Source organism: Nitrososphaera sp., assembly GCF_013388945.1.
Lineage (GTDB): Archaea > Thermoproteota > Nitrososphaeria > Nitrososphaerales > Nitrososphaeraceae > Nitrososphaera.
Genome location: NZ_JACAEH010000004.1, coordinates 160380 through 175496 on the forward strand (window position 1 = coordinate 160380; position 15117 = coordinate 175496).

11 protein-coding genes are annotated in these 15117 nt (G+C 46.4%); 5 read left to right on the top strand and 6 right to left on the bottom strand.

The annotated features are described in order from the left end of the window. Positions 1-25: 25 nt before the first annotated feature. Complete coding sequence (locus HXY31_RS02515) at positions 26-2875, top strand: alpha-(1->3)-arabinofuranosyltransferase family protein (protein ID WP_292639276.1); 2850 nt, start codon at positions 26-28, stop codon at positions 2873-2875. On the opposite strand, the gene HXY31_RS02520 is transcribed toward HXY31_RS02515, so the two are convergent. Continuing rightward, the gene (locus HXY31_RS02520; RefSeq protein ID WP_292639279.1) at positions 2865-4364 is read right to left on the bottom strand and encodes a radical SAM protein; all 1500 of its coding nucleotides are present in this window, start codon (positions 4362-4364) and stop codon (positions 2865-2867) included. The two genes, HXY31_RS02515 and HXY31_RS02520, sit on opposite strands and share 11 nt — an antisense overlap. A 67-nt stretch (positions 4365-4431) precedes the next feature. Then, positions 4432-5580 carry a glycosyltransferase family 4 protein gene (locus tag HXY31_RS02525; RefSeq protein ID WP_292639952.1) on the bottom strand — a complete coding sequence of 383 codons (1149 nt, stop codon included), beginning with the start codon at positions 5578-5580 and terminating at the stop codon, positions 4432-4434. A 109-nt stretch (positions 5581-5689) separates the two neighbouring features. On the opposite strand from HXY31_RS02525, the gene HXY31_RS02530 reads away from it, so the two are divergent. Both HXY31_RS02530 and HXY31_RS02535 read left to right on the top strand, forming a co-directional pair. Continuing rightward, positions 5690-7009, top strand: coding sequence for a nucleotide sugar dehydrogenase (locus HXY31_RS02530; protein WP_292639282.1), 1320 nt, complete (start codon positions 5690-5692; stop codon positions 7007-7009). A 1-nt stretch (position 7010) separates the two neighbouring features. Next, positions 7011-7940 carry an NAD-dependent epimerase/dehydratase family protein gene (locus HXY31_RS02535; protein ID WP_292639954.1) on the top strand — a complete coding sequence of 310 codons (930 nt, stop codon included), beginning with the start codon at positions 7011-7013 and terminating at the stop codon, positions 7938-7940. Here HXY31_RS02535 and HXY31_RS02540 read toward each other — a convergent pair. The 3 genes from HXY31_RS02540 to HXY31_RS02550 all read right to left on the bottom strand — a co-directional run bounded on the left by HXY31_RS02540 (position 7933) and on the right by HXY31_RS02550 (position 11843). Then, positions 7933-8811, bottom strand: a complete 879-nt coding sequence (locus HXY31_RS02540) for an NAD(P)-dependent oxidoreductase (RefSeq protein WP_366933069.1) — start codon at positions 8809-8811, stop codon at positions 7933-7935. The genes HXY31_RS02535 and HXY31_RS02540 overlap by 8 nt on opposite strands. 11 nt (positions 8812-8822) lie before the next feature. Beyond that, positions 8823-10094 carry an aminotransferase class I/II-fold pyridoxal phosphate-dependent enzyme gene (locus HXY31_RS02545; RefSeq protein WP_292639284.1) on the bottom strand — a complete coding sequence of 424 codons (1272 nt, stop codon included), beginning with the start codon at positions 10092-10094 and terminating at the stop codon, positions 8823-8825. 243 nt (positions 10095-10337) lie between these two features. Beyond that, positions 10338-11843 (bottom strand): radical SAM protein, encoded by a 1506-nt coding sequence (locus tag HXY31_RS02550; protein ID WP_292639287.1) that lies wholly within the window; start codon positions 11841-11843, stop codon positions 10338-10340. A gap of 92 nt (positions 11844-11935) precedes the next feature. Between HXY31_RS02550 and HXY31_RS02555 the strand changes: the two genes are divergently transcribed. Continuing rightward, entirely contained in the window at positions 11936-12907 is a 972-nt protein-coding gene (locus tag HXY31_RS02555) for a glycosyltransferase (protein ID WP_292639290.1), read from the top strand. Here HXY31_RS02555 and HXY31_RS02560 read toward each other — a convergent pair. Then, a complete protein-coding gene (locus HXY31_RS02560; RefSeq protein ID WP_292639292.1) occupies positions 12904-13773 on the bottom strand; it encodes a UTP--glucose-1-phosphate uridylyltransferase in 870 nt (289 codons plus the stop codon). The genes HXY31_RS02555 and HXY31_RS02560 overlap by 4 nt on opposite strands. 382 nt (positions 13774-14155) lie before the next feature. Between HXY31_RS02560 and HXY31_RS02565 the strand changes: the two genes are divergently transcribed. Then, on the top strand, positions 14156-15094 hold the full coding sequence (locus HXY31_RS02565) for a Gfo/Idh/MocA family oxidoreductase (protein WP_292639295.1): 939 nt from the start codon (positions 14156-14158) through the stop codon (positions 15092-15094). Positions 15095-15117: the final 23 nt, after the last annotated feature.

A 15117-nucleotide genomic window follows, 5' to 3' on the forward strand; every position in this document is an offset into this window, starting at 1 on the left:
TAGACTTTTGATGCCATTCAATACTATGGATCCAAACGTTGTCAGGCTGTTGTCCAAGCTGTTTCCATATGCTGTAATAATTACTTTGGCAGCGATACCGTTTGCTCTCTCTAACGAAGGTATCATAGATTCTGTGGACGCGGCATTTCCGCTTCATCCGATTGAGACTCTGTTTTCAAAACAATGGACATGGGATACCACCCTGGGTTTCGGTGGGAACGCTTCTTTATCGAATCCCAACACCATCCCCTATCATCTTATTCTGGCTTTCCTTAGCTTATTTTTTCCTGTTGAATTGTTAAGCAAAGTTTGGTACATAGCAATTTTTGCACTGGGTGGTTGCTCCATGTACTGGTTTACGACCAGTTTTCTAAAGTCGGATTACAAGCAGATTGGTGGATTCATGGCGGCCATTTTCTTCATGTTCAACCCGGTGCAAGTGCAGGCATTGGTTCACGGAATAAGCAATTTTCACTACACTTGGTATGCGCTGCCGCTCGTATTGGCCCTTTTCATCAAAGTATTCAATGTTGAGAGGCAGCGATTCCTTCTATATGCCATTATTTTTTCGCTGGCTTATACTATTCTGCAGACTACAACGGACATCCAAAACAGGCTGATTATTATGATGCCGTACATTTTGTTCTTTGTATACGAACTTGCTAGAAACAAGGCAAGAAAGGAGGTTGCGGCTAGATTCCTTGCTTGCCTCGGGATTCTCTTTTTCTTCAATCTCTTTTGGATTATGCCCAGCATAGTTTCCCTCGGCGAAGTTTATGAAATTCAATCATCAGAACAAAAGACTTATCGCTCACTTGAGGGCGGAGGAGAAACTTTTCTAAATATCATACGACTTTCTGTAGCGCCTTCATTTGACTTGTATAAGGAGATCTGGCTTATTGAGGTAGGGATTGTAATATTTATCGCCGCTATGATAGGTTTGCTGCATTCCATAAGGATGCCTGAGATGAGATCTGTTGCAACATACTTGGGGATCTCTCTCTTTTTCTTTGCAATTCTTACCAGAGGAGAAGAAAGCCCGTTTGGAGGAATCTACAGCGCTATCTTTAACGCGCCTTTTGGCGACGTGTTATTAACGAATGCTCCAGCAAAGTACATCTATCTCCTGCTTGTCCCAATGTCTTTCTTTGTTGGAATCTTCGTATCATTCTTTGGCTCAAATATTGCAAAGCTTGTCAGAGGGCACAGAATAAGGCTCATAATACATTCTAGTGCCTACATCGGCGTTTTCTTATTGATAGTTTCTGTGGCAACCCCAATGTTTACCCACCCTAACCTTGGCAATTTCGTTGTCTTTGACTATATGGGCTCGGTAAAGGTCCCAGAATATTACTCAGAAGCTTATGATTGGCTTAAAAGCGACAAAAGCTCGTTCAGGGTGCTTGCAGTACCTTCTCCGGCTTGGCGCGGCTATTCGCATTATACATGGTCCCCCTACGATATGGCCGAGATCATTCCAACGGCTCTGGGACGACCAATAGTCATGGATCTCCCGGGTGTTGGAGAGTTCAGCACTATAGGCCAGTTACCCTTAACACGAACCATTGCTAACAACCTCGACATAGAACAAACTGAAGGGATACTAAATACGATGTCAAAGACAAACATAAAATACGTGCTTGTAAGGAACGATCTGGCCGCGGGTGCTATGGGTCACCTGCATGTGAATAACTTTCCTGTCCTGAATCAAGAACGCACTGATTTTGGTGCCTTGTCATTTTACAAGGTTCCACAGGGGGGCCGCGTTTATTTTCCCGACAGGATGGTGATACTGATCGGAAATACCAATCACATGTTATACGCTAATGCTTTTCCATTTTTTGAAAAGGCTTCATACTATCTTGTGGGCACTGGCGATGTTGACCGTATTCCTTATTCAGTCGTAGAAAATGCGGATGCTATCATTTATGGTTCATCAGGCAACAGGCTGGCGATGCTGGATAACAACACCCTTTCAGTTACCATTACCGCTTCCAGCAAGGGCGGCGACATACCCTACAATATTTATGATATCACGAAAGGTGCGATAGTGATTTCAACGGGAACGGGAAGATACCTAGAGCCGTATCAGAGCATCACAAACACCTTCACACTGGATTACCTTAACTCCGTTGGCCAAGTTCAGATTGACGAAGGGGACGAGATTGTCATAACAGGTATTGGCAGCGGATATGCAACCAATACCCTTACCATGGGACCTTCGCAGGATGGCGACGGTATACTGCCATCCTACATACAAGGAAGGATACAGGATGCGGCATTGAAATTTGGAATGATTATCCCGGGCAATTCCGCAAAAATCGATATTCCAGTTGCCGGTTACTTTGAAGTTGCAGGTACCGACGACGATGGCTCCTTGCTGGGCTTATCCATCAGGTCTGATAACACACTGGAAATAAGCAGAGATGGATCACCCCGGATTTTCCTCAACAGAGGAACGTATGTTATTAACAATGTTAGCGGATCAATTCCTCCTTTCTTTATCAGAACAAGTCCACAATTAGGACAGAATGGTTGGGCAGGAATCCAAGAAAATAGTAAGTTATCTTTCGTTGAAAATTCTCCCACCTCCATATCAATATACAATCCCTCCAAGGAACCATACATCGCTGTACTTACAGATGGCAACTCGGCATTATGGAAGACGGACAGTAATGCTATTCGATTTGTTGCTGACGGTTATGCAAACGGTTTCATAATTCCGGAGGGAAACACTATCAATATCTATTTTGAGCCGCAAACATACTTTACTGTCGGTTCAATCATATCGATTCTGGCGGTATTGGTATCCGTGGCATGGTTGACACGCGTGATCTTGAGGTTGAAAGTACTTCAAAGGCATGTCAGCCATTAAGAACATACTTGCCTTTCATTACGGCCTTGATTCCTGTGATGCTTCCTTTCAGTCCTCTGCGGCGGATCTGGAGCATCATGTTCTTGGGGTTCTTCATAGTCGTTTTGACCATGTGCTTGAACCAAGTGTCAACCGCGTACTGACGCAGCTCCTCGATTTCTTTAGATGAAAGGTTGGGATAGTTCAGCACCGCAGTTCTTTCGCCATCATACTGGGTCCAGTCGTACGTCCTTAACCATCCCTTGGCTTTTGCTTCCTCAAAGAACGGAGTTCCCGGGAATGGAGTTGCGATGGAGAATTGAGCGTTATCAACACCCAGATGCAACGCATAATCTACCATGTTATAGACCCCTTCCCTTGTATCGCTGGGCAGTCCAACTACAAAGCTGGCATGAGTCTTTATTCCCAGATTCTTGCATTTCTGTACGAAGGTGGTCACTTTGTCGGTGGTCACTGTGCCTTTATGAACAGCCTTGAGGGCCTGGGGCGTCACAGAGTCGACGCCAAACTTGATTCCGCAAAAGCCGGCATCGGCCATCATTTTCAGCGCATCTTCTGCAATAGTAATGTCGCCCATGCACGACCACGGCAGGTCCACTTTTCTATCTATGATTTCCTGGCAGACGGCCTGCACGTGCTTCTTGTTGATAACCATGGTATCGTCATCAAAGTATACCTGCCTTGCGCCGTACTTGTCCTTTACAAGGATCATTTCGTCCACGATTTCCTTTGGAGACCTGCGCCTGTACATTGAAGACGCAAACATGGTCTGGATTGGAACGCAGAATGTGCATCCAACGGGGCAGCCTCGCGAAGAGAGCATCTGAATGCAAGGAGTGTCCGCAAAGACCGCGTCTTCGTACCGCTGGGCAGGAAGATCTTCCCTGTCCGGGAAAGGCAATTGATCAAGCGGGTCTATCAGCATGCGCCGCTGGTTTACCTTCACAGAATCGCCATGCCTGAAAGCCAAGCCGTGTATCTCTTCAAAACCTGATGGAAACTTGGAGTAGCTATTTACCAGCTCTCTCAGCGTCAGCTCATATTCTCCGACTAGGCCAAAGTCGATGAATTTGTATTCATTCATTGTATCCTCCGGAATACCGGTAATATGCGGACCGGATACCGCCAACTTGAAGCCAACCTCCTTTTTCAGTTCTCCTAGAATTGGCAGCATAAGGGGGAATGCCACGGTTGGCACTTCAACAAGAAGTATGTCTGGAGAATAGGATTTCACGTAGGAACGAAAGTCATTTACATCTAGGTCAAGGACACAAGGATCCCAGGCTTTTACAGTCCAGTCCGTGTCTCTTTTCAACAAGGCAGTAGAATACCCTATGTTGAAAGGGTATTCCATGTATTTCCACTCTGCAGCTCCCGGATCGCCTTTCCTTATCTTGTAGGTGGCGCTCCAGCGCTGGCTACCAGCCCCATTGTAATGGCGCTCAGGATCTTTTATATAGGCTGGAATATTGCTGAGCAGAATCTTCATGGAGTCCATTCGGTGATGACAGGCTATTATTCTTTATGTCACAGTCTGGGTTATTCAGCCTAGAATATCATGTGTTTGTATAAACGTCGACCAGTCGCTTTGCTATATTTTGCCACAGCAGATCTTTCTCGGCTATCTCCCTGCCCCTCATGCCCATCTTCGCACTTTCTGCTTCACTCTGTAATAGCTTTATAACGGAATCGGCCATTCCCTCAACGTCGTCAACGGCACATGCGATGCCGCATTTGTCTTTCTCAATTATCCTTTTGACTTCTCCCACCGCGTTTGAGACGACGGGGCGTCCTGCGCACAGATAATCGCCGAACCTTATTGGAAACCGGGCCTTCTCGATGTTAGAGTCTCTCATAGGCAGTAAGAAAATGTCGGCAGCACACAGGTACAGGTTGAACTTGTCTAACGGAACCTCTCCGGGGAGTATCACGCTGCTACCTAGCTCGTCAATCTTTTTCCTGAGAGAATCGTCAAGAACTATTCGCGAAAGCAGGATCAGTTTAGTTGCAGGATTGGACCGCAAAACTTTCTTGAACGCTTCTAGGAGAGAATCCATCGTATCGGCATAGGTGTGCCCCATGCTCAGCAGGAAAGGCCCCCGGCCCAGATTCAAAGCTTTTCTGCATTCATGTTTATCCAGCGGTACAATTTCTGTTGAATTACACCCATTGGGTATGCGGACAATTCGCTTGGGGTCCACGCCTATGCTCTCTGCCTTGTTGTGAAGAAATTCGCTTGAGACGGTAACCATGTCGGCGTGCTTGGGCACATACAGCTCTGAGAAGCTCAGTATGTTGCGGACAGGGAACCGGTGGTAAAGTGCAAAGCCCTCGTGCCAGGCATCATCCCAATCCACTATGAGCCGTTTTCCTCTGAGATACTTGGCTAGCAGTGCAGGAAACCCTATCTGGGGTTGCGCGACGGTGAAAGCATGCACTATGTCATAATTGAAAGTCAGCGTCTGCCAGATGGATAGAAGTAATCTGATTTCCTGTCCGCTCATGTACTTGCCGTACTTGAATCGTGGGAGAGTGATGATTTCAAAATTCTTGGCAATTTGCTTTTTCTTTATGCTTGTGTCGAGGTCTTCATCCGATGCGCAGACCATTGTGATGTCTAGTCCCAGTTCCGACGCGTGCTTTGCCAGATAGAATACGCGCCAGTAGGTGCCGTAACCTACAGGGTTATGATTAAGGAGCAGCACGCGCAAAGCGTTGTCCTAAACCCGGCTAGGCTATAAAAGGTTGCACTATTTTTCACCTCGCGTGTCGTGTAATTACGTTTTTATCGGGATAGACTGATATCACTAGTTCGTGTCAGCAGTCGTAATAGGTCTAGGGTTTGTTGGTTTGACGCTAGCCCTTGCTCTCGCAGACAAAGGTGTGATGGTATTTGGAGTTGAGAGCAACAACGGCTCGTACAGGACCATCTCTGCTGGGAAGCCAACGATTAACGAGAAGGGCATAGAGCTTTTTCTGCGCAGAAACCTTGGACGTACGTTCATGGTATTCGAGAAGCTGGAAGATGTGCCTGGCTCTGAGGTTGACACGTACGTGATCTGTGTGGGAACTCCACTTCAATCAGGATCGCCATATATTGGATATCTGAAGTCGGCGACAGAATCCGTTGGCAAGCACATGAAAGGGAACGAGATGGTGATCGTGAGATCTACGGTTCCTATAGGGACCACGCGCAAAATAGTCCTGCCAATACTTCGAGGCGAATTGAAGAAAAGAGGCATAGAGACGCAGGTGAACATCGCATTTGCTCCCGAACGAACGGCTGAAGGAGTGGCATTGCAGGAATTGTACGAGCTGCCCCAGATAGTGGGAGGAATAAACGAGGAGAGCGTCTCGAGGTCCATGAACCTGTTCCGGAGGCTGACCCCTACAGTCATAATGGTGTCATCTGTAGAGACCGCCGAAATGATCAAGTTGATAGACAATTCGTACAGGGACGTGCGGTTTGCATATGCGAATGAGATTGCATTGATGTGCGAGAAACTGGGGATCGACGCCAATGAATGCATATCAAAATCAAATGTGCATTATCCTAGAAACAGCATACCGTTCCCAAGCCCCGGAGTAGGCGGTCCCTGTCTTTCAAAAGACCCGTACATACTTGCACAGGAGGAGCTAGTTGATTACCTTCCTAACAAGCGTTCGCTGATCATCGCAGGACGGCGATTAAACGAAGCAATCCCGGAACTCTTGGCAGAAAAAATCAAGAGTAAAATTCGTTCAAAGAACAAATCTGCAAAAGATCTAAAGGTGTTCGTTATGGGTTTTGCTTTCAAGGGGCATCCCGAAACCAATGACACCAGGGACTCGCCAACTATTCCACTCGTAAACATCTTGAAAAAAGATTTCAATATCTACGGCCATGATCCAGCAGTTCCAAAAGATATCATAGAAGCTGCAGGCGCGACGCCCACCGACATCGAATCAGGGTTCAAGAACGCGGCATGCGTTATAATCATGAATAATCACATGTCCTACAGAAACCTGGACGTGACATCGCTCGTTGAGAAGGCTGCAAGACCATTTATTTTTGTGGATTGCTGGAGGCTTTACGACAAAAAGATATTCGAGACTATGGATGGCGTGACATACACGGGTGTAGGCATTGTCTAAGGTGCTCGTAACAGGCGGAGCAGGCTTTATCGGCTCGAATCTGGTGAACAGGCTGGTTCAGAATTCCAAGGATGTCGTCATATTCGATAACGAATTTAGGGGTTCATTTAATAACATTTCTGACAAGAAAGTCCAGCTGGTAAAAGGCGACATCACGAAACCCGAGGATTGGGAATGTCTGCCAAAGGGTATAACTTCAATATTCCACATGGGCGCTATCAATGGAACAAAGTTCTTTTACGAGATTCCTGAAAGGGTTCTTGAAGTAAATGTAAAGGGCGTCATCAACATGCTGGAATACGCTATCAAAAACAATGTTGGTGAGGTCCTCTTCGCGTCCTCCTCTGAAGTCTATGGCATCCCTTCCCGTTTTCCTACCGGCGAGACAGAAATACTGAAGATACCTGATCCTCTTAACCCGCGATATTCCTACTCCGGGAGTAAGATCATAGGCGAACTTTTCTGTATCAATTACGGAAGAAAATATGGTCTCAAGAACACGATAGTAAGGTATCATAATGTGTATGGGCCCAAGATGGGAAATGAACACGTCATACCACAGCTTATCAGGAAGCTGGTCAGAAAAGAAGAATTTGTGCTTGAAGGTGACGGCACCGAGACAAGGTCATTTTGTTACATTGATGACGCGGTTGAAGCGACTCTGATCGCAGGTAGAGACAAGAGTGTGAAAGATAGGATTTTCAATATCGGCAACCCGGAGGAAGTGTCCATTTCGTCTCTTGCACAACAACTGATCCAAATTTCCGGAGTAAAGGTGGTTCCCAAATACAGGCCAAAAGAGATGGCGGGGACTAAACGAAGGGTTCCGGATATTACCAAGATAAGGTCGCTGGGATATACGCCCAAGGTGTTTCTCAAAGAAGGGCTCCGCATCACCTATGACTGGTATGCAAAACACTACTCTAGTTAAGCCGCATTTCTCTGGCGGTCTCGAGTAGTCCTCTTTCCAGATCAAATTTTGGGCGCCATCCAAGTTTCTTGATCCTTGTTATGTCGGCCTGAAGGACTGGAATGGGGCCAGAAGACTCTTCCTGGGCATGCAGAGTAGCTGTATCTTTCCCTGTCACCCTCTTTGCCACTTCAAACACTTCTGCGATAGAATGAGTGATTCCGGTACCTATATTGACAATAACATCGTCTCCCTGAAATTCAGACAATTTTACTATCGCAGAAGCCACATCATCTACAAATACAAAGTCGCGTTTGCTTTGTATGTTGTTAATGGTTACGCTGTCTGAAGACACGAGCTGCGTTATGATGCTGGATATGACTCGGTATTTTGGCGAATTAGGGCCATAGGTATTGAACGGTCTTGCTATTCTGAGGCGGAAATTGTTAGCCTGAGACATCCCATGGCAGAGTTGTTCTGCGGCGCTTTTGGTGGCAGCATAAACGGTGATCGGATTTGGCGGGTGTGTTTCATTTATGGGCAATGATTTTGGCTTGCCGTAGACATCGCATGTGCTTATGTATATCAAGTCCGCGCCCCTCCTCTGGGCTACTTTTAGCATGTTAAGAGTGCCCAGGCAATTTGTGGCAAAAAATTGTTCATAGTTGTTGGCAGCCGACGGCCGCGTGTCGGTATAGGCTGCAGCGTGGATTATCAGGTCTATCGGGAATGATACCTTCTCCACGATGCGGGGGTCTGAGACGTCAGACTGTACGTCTCCTTTTGCACTTTCTCCTCGCGTTACAGAGAAAACCTCGTCTCCATGCTCTTGGAAAGCTTTTTTTATTCTGCTCCCGATGAAGCCCGAGCTGCCGGTTAGGAGTATTTTCAGCTTTGCGCACCCTAGTTATATCTTGAAAAGAACTCCTCGAATGTGTCGGCCACGTATTCCCTTACTTTCTTGGTAATGCCGGTGTGGTTTCCTATCAGAAATGAATTCTTGGTTACATAGTCGGCATTTGGAAGCTTGCCTATTCTTCTGTACCGCATTTGAGTAAGTGCTGGCTGCCGCGCGATATTTCCTGTCATGACCGGCCTTGTTTCGATGCCTTTTTGTTCCAAAAATGATACCAGTTCTCGCTGCTTGAAAGGAGCCCTTGGTTTCAGGCTGATCGGGTAACAGAAGTACACGTGTCGTGCCCCAGGATTCTCGATGGGAAGGGAAATGAATCTCTCGTGCTTTGAAAGTCTTTCATTCCAGTAACTGGCGTTGTCCCGCCTAGTCTTTATTATGTTCTCCAGCTTTGGCAATTGAGTTGTCCCCAGCGCCCCTTGCATTTCCGTAGGGCGCACGTTGAATCCTGCCGTAATGAAAAGGAACCTCGGGTCTATAGAAGAGTGCTTCTTGGCTAGTTTTTCCTTGTCGCGCAGCTCTCTGACCCAGCCAAAAGCCCGCAATGCCTTTCCCAGTTCGTGATACTTGTCGTTGTTAGAAAGGATCATGCCTCCCTCTATTGTGGATATATGGTGGGAGATGAAAAAACTGAATGTAGCCAGATCACCAAATGTGCCCACTTTCTTGCCATTCAATTCTGCTCCATGGGCTTCACAGCAATCCTCAATGAGAAAGAGATCATTAGCATCGGCTATCTCTTTAATCTCGTCTATCTTGCAGGGATTCCCCAGCAGGTGAACCGGCATGATTGCCTTTGTCTTCTTTGTTATCGCTTTCTTGATCTGGTTTACATCTATGTTATAGCTGTCTTTGTCAATGTCTACCAGAACGGGTTTCGCGCTGACCATGGAAATAGGAAACACGGTGGTAGCCCATGTGACGGCAGGTGTGATTATTTCGTCTCCGGGTTTCAGTCGCTCCTTCAAAGACGCATTGGTAAGAATCGATAATGATAAGAGGTTGGCAGAAGACCCTGAATTTACCATTACGCCTGGATTCTTGCAACCAAGATAATCCGCGAATGCAGATTCGAAAGATTTTACCTTCTCTCCCATGCTCAGCGAGCCCGAAAGGAGCGTGTCTATTGCTGCAATATAATCATCGTAGTTGAATGGGGGCACTGCGAGAGGAACCTTGTTGTTAGATTTTTGTGATGCCTCCAGTATCTCGCGAATATTAGAATGTAGTGAGCCGTACATGTCCGTTAAACTGGAAGCCATGTCTACCCTTCAATTATGGTATTTAAAATAGTTTGTCGGACGGAAAGAAAATCTCTAAGACGGCGAGATAGCTGTCATGACAATTCTATCCCATGTTCGACCTTGTAGTGTTCGAAATATTTCTTTTCTGCCTCTTTGTATTCCCCTTTTGCATAGACGTTGTAGTAGAAGTGTTTACCGCAAATATCACAGACTAACCTTAGCTGATTTACCATTTCAACCAACCTAGACTGCTTCCGGACATCAAGAAGCCACTATCGGTTCTTCCTGCTTTCTCAGGGTGGCGGATATCTGCTCAGGCGCGAAGTCCTTGATATGGCCGAAGATGTTCCTGGCGCCCCTCAACATGAACTTGAGGTCGTCAAAAGTCCTTATCATAGCGACCTTTCTCAGTATGAATTCAGGATCAAGCGCGACCTTGTACAGCTTTTGCACTATCTCCAGAACTTCCTCTTCTTTCATCTCTGTTTTCATAATAGGCTCGCGCATATCGTAGCGCTCCCAATCCTCGGTCCTCAACCAGCCGTTCATTTTTGCAAGGTCAAAGAGAGGCGTGCCGGGGTACGGAATAACAATTGTTACCTGCCAAGTCTTGGCGTAACCCTTCTTTATGAGCCATCTGCAGGTTTCCATCGTCTTCATGGCCTCTTTCCTAGTCTCCCAAGGATAGCCGAACATGATTGTAAGGTGCGGATCCAAGCCTGCCTTTGCGGCGTTGATGCAAGAGTCGATCTGCTCCTGCTCCTTCACGCCTTTGTTCAACATATCTATGGTTCTCTGATTTGCAGACTCGACGCCAAAGAGCATGAATCGAAAATTCGCCTTCTTCATCAGCTTGTATTCCTCAAAAGTAAGCGCACCGAAACGCATGTTGCAGCCAAAGTACAACTGTTCGTTGTATCCACGCTCTACCATTCCATTACAGAATGTGTTGAGCCACGCGCCGATCGGGAAGGTGCCGGTATCATCGAAAATCTCTCGAATACCGTAGTTGTTTATCAGATGACCGACCTCGTCCAGAACGTTCCTAGGTGTCCTGACGGTAAACTGCGGGTAGTGAGTGGTCCACGAACAGAACGTGCAGCCGCCGTCGGTTCTGTACCAGCAATCCCTTCCTGCCATCGTGTATGTACCTGGTGTTACCTTGTAGTTACCGTTATGAACGCTGTACAGCTTCCATTTTGTGAGATCCCTGTCGATGAATGGAAGGTCTGTCATGTCCTTCTTTTGTGTGAAGTCGCCAGAGTTCTTGATGCCTTTACCGTCCCTGAACCAGATTCCGCCGTCCATCTTGGCTTTTCCTTCAAGGCTATCAGCCAGCGACAATATGGTTCTGTCGTAGTCTCCGCCCCTTATGACATAGTCCACTTTGCTGTTCCGGAAAGATTCTACAGGCAGCGCCGTCACATGGTCGCCGTACAGTACCGTTTTTGTGCCAGGGCTTGCTTCCTTTATTGCATCTATTACTTTCCAATACCACTTTATGGTCGGAGTCTTGGTTTCTATACATATGAGGTCGGGAGGGTTGCTTTGTACCTCCCTGATCCAGGAGTCGTACGTCTTCTGCTCCGAGATAGCATCATCCCATATTGCCTCATGGCCTGCAAGGTGGCAGAGAGTCGCCGCATATGCGGGAATAACGGGGTAAATAAAAGTCGGCTCGTTAAAGTACTGGAATTGTCTATTCTGAGACAGCAAGGGCGAGCCCTTGTCTGTTGGAATAGGAGGATAGGATATCGATACCTTCAAAGTGTTTGAAATTCGTCCATGCAATATATAAGAATATGCAACATTCACACGTGGGAAGACGTTTATAATTCCCAGATCTCTGCAATAATCCGTTGGGCCCCGTTTCGCCTTTGGTCTCTATAATAATCCCTTGCAGACGAATAGAAGCGTATGAGAAGGAATCCATCGAGGGCTGTCTGGCTCTCAAGTGGACAAATATCGAGATACTCCTCCTTCCTGACGAGATCCAAGAAAGCTACGATTACCCATCGAAGGTAAGGATTATTCCTACAGGCAAAATCAAGCCCGCTATCAAGCGTAACATCGGAATACAACACGCATCTGGAGAATACATTGCGTTTCTCGATTCAGACGCTTATCCCATCCCTGAGTGGCTGGAAAACGCCATTCCTCTTTTTTCAGACGAGAGAGTAGGATTGGTTGGAGGTCCTTCCCTGACCCCGCCAAATGATGACGTGAAAAGGCAGGCAAGCGGGCTTATTCTTGCTTCCAAAATAGGTGGTGGGGGTCTTGCGAATAGGTATCTCGCAGGCCGGCCAACATCGGTGGATGATATCCCTAGTAGCAACATGATAACCAAGAAATCAATTATGGATCAGCTTGGAGGATTCAACGCAGATTATTGGCCGGGAGAAGACACTTATCTTTGTCTACAGATAAAACGCGACCTCAATAAAGAGATCCTGTATTCGCCAGAAGTCGTCGTCTACCATCACAGAAGGCGCGTATTCAAGCCACACCTAAAACAAATCTGGGGATACGGGACTCATCGCGGCTATTTTGCGAAAAAGTTCCCGGAAAACTCGCGACAGCTGACTTACTTTATACCGTCTTTGTTTGTGTTGTTTAATGCAATAGGGATACCCTTGGCTGTGATCCTTCCCAGTCTCTTCCTAATGCCGTTTCTTGTGATCATTGGAGCGTATTTCGCCGCGTGCATAGCTTCAGGATCGGCAACAAGAAATGCGAAGGTGGGTCTAATGGTGATTGCCGGTATACCCTTAACCCACGTTGTATATGGAATAGGATTCTTGAAAGGTCTCGTTTCAGAGCTCAAACACTAGGATTTCTTCGTTACCTTGAATCTGTTGTACGTGCTTGACTGGGCCTCCCAGTATGTCTCTGGCGTGCCGACATCAATCCACATGTCATGCGAAGAAAGCTTGGATGCCATTACCTGCAGTCCTTGTTCCATTAATTTTTTTATGCCATCGGTTAGTTGTATCTCGTTTCCTTTTCCTGCCTGTGTTTCTGCTAGAGCCGAGAAAATCGCCGGATCGAAGATGTAGACTGGCATGATCGCAAGGTTGGTCTTGGGTTTTGCAGGTTTTTCTTCAATGTCGGTAAGTTTGATCAGCCCGTCCTTACGGACATCTCCTGCGACCACACCGAACTGACGGGGGTCTTCCACCTCTCTGATCAGCAATGTGCAATGGTTCTTGTGCTTCACGTGACTTTCAAGCAGGGTCGTCAGGTGTCTGTTTTTTTCAGAAAAGATTACGGTGTCGCCTGCATGCACCAAGAAATGCTCATTTCCTATGAGGTTCTTTGCCAGATACACAGCATGACCGAACCCCAGAGGGGAGGGTTGGTTTATCCACGCGATGGTCGAAGATTCCAGTTTGTTATAAAAGTTCTCCAAGTCGCAGGCCTGCGAAGTTTTGCCCTTTCTTTCTAGACTTTTTACAAATTCAAAGTCAGCCGTGAAGTGATCCTCGAGCGCACGCTTGCTTCTTCCAACTATGAAATAAAATTCCCGAAATCCTACGTCGTGTAGCTGCTCGAAAATGACCTGAACAATAGGTTTGACTGATAGGTCGCCGAGGTCATTCCCTGCAAAGATTGGCAGCATCTCTTTAGGTTGTTCTTTAGTCGCAGACAATAGTCGTGTGCCAAGGCCGGCAGCTGGGATCACTACCTTTGATATCATGCTTGTTTACGCGAATAGCGTCAGGCTGGTCTAGTATATAATAATAAGTGGACTTATCGTTCCTTGGCGACGTGTTGCCATTTCCAGAACTCAGCCGTGCAATTTTGGCATAGTTCCATCTTCGCTGCATTCGAAGATTCAGGATAGTTTGAAAAATCATGGAATGTGATGAATCCTACAGGCTTGTCTACCATTTTGTTGCAACGCGAACAGCTGCTAGTCATGATTTATTGGATGTTTGTTGTGCCTATAAAATAATCGGAATGTTTTACCACATGTTTTGCAATGCCCGTGGAATTGGAGGATTCAAAATTTGTCGCGTCATTTGCAGTGATATGGTTCGACGACGCGCTTATATTTTTGGCAATCAGAGGTCAATGCTGTGTCAAAGGTTGCAGTGATCGGGGTTGGTGGGTGGGGCAAGAACCACGCGAGAGTTCTCAACGAGCTTCAAGCTTTAAGCGTGATTTGCGATAAAGATGCGGTACTGGCAAAAGAGGCTGCCAAGAAATATGGAGTTAATTCCTATTCCAACATAGAAGAGATGCTGGAGAAAGAAAGCGAACTTGATGCATGCATGGTATGTACGCCCATCAAAACACATTATGAGATTACGAAAATGCTGATAGACAAGGGAATGCATGTGTTTGTAGAAAAACCGCTATCATTTTCTTCAGAAGAATGCGAAAAAATGATGAAGCAGGCATTGGAAAAGAACGTTGTCCTTACAGCGGGATACATTGAGAGATTTAACCCGGCAGTTCAATATGCCAAGCGTCTCATAGATGAAAAGAAATACGGCGATCTATTTATGATGGAATTTCACAGGGAAAATAGAATGCCTGCTCAAAGCCTCGATGTAGGCATCATCTATGACATTACGGTGCACGACATTGATGCTGCAATGTTTCTTTTTGGTTCAAGACCGGAGGTTGTTTTCGCGCGAGCCGGAAAAAAGCTTCACCCGTACGAAGATTTCGCCACCATTATGCTGGGATTTAGTAACCAGAGGGTGGCGGTCATCGCTTCAAATTGGCTCACGCCAAATAAAATCAGGACTTTTAGTGCTGTTTGCACGGATGGCATCATAACAGGGAATTACATTTTGCAGGAGGTGAAGATAGATCATGGCGAAGCTACAATTTTTCCGCGCATAGAACTAAAAGAGCCGTTAATGCTAGAATTATCCCATTTCCTTGATGTAATTGCAGGAAGAAGGAAAGAGCCTTTGGTTTCAGCCGCGGATGCAACGTATGTCACGAGGATTGCCGAGGCTGCCATTCTATCTAACCAGACAGGAAAGCCTATTTCCTTGAAGTAATACGTAACTGGCCAAAAGTTGTA

Bases quoted from the DNA above. Each gene is read 5' to 3' on its own strand.
- HXY31_RS02515 (WP_292639276.1), top strand. From the start codon at position 26: ATGGATCCAAACGTTGTCAGGCTGTTGTCCAAGCTGTTTCCATATGCT.
- HXY31_RS02520 (WP_292639279.1), bottom strand. From the start codon at position 4,364: ATGAAGATTCTGCTCAGCAATATTCCAGCCTATATAAAAGATCCTGAG.
- HXY31_RS02545 (WP_292639284.1), bottom strand. From the start codon at position 10,094: ATGGCTTCCAGTTTAACGGACATGTACGGCTCACTACATTCTAATATT.
- HXY31_RS02560 (WP_292639292.1), bottom strand. From the start codon at position 13,773: ATGATATCAAAGGTAGTGATCCCAGCTGCCGGCCTTGGCACACGACTA.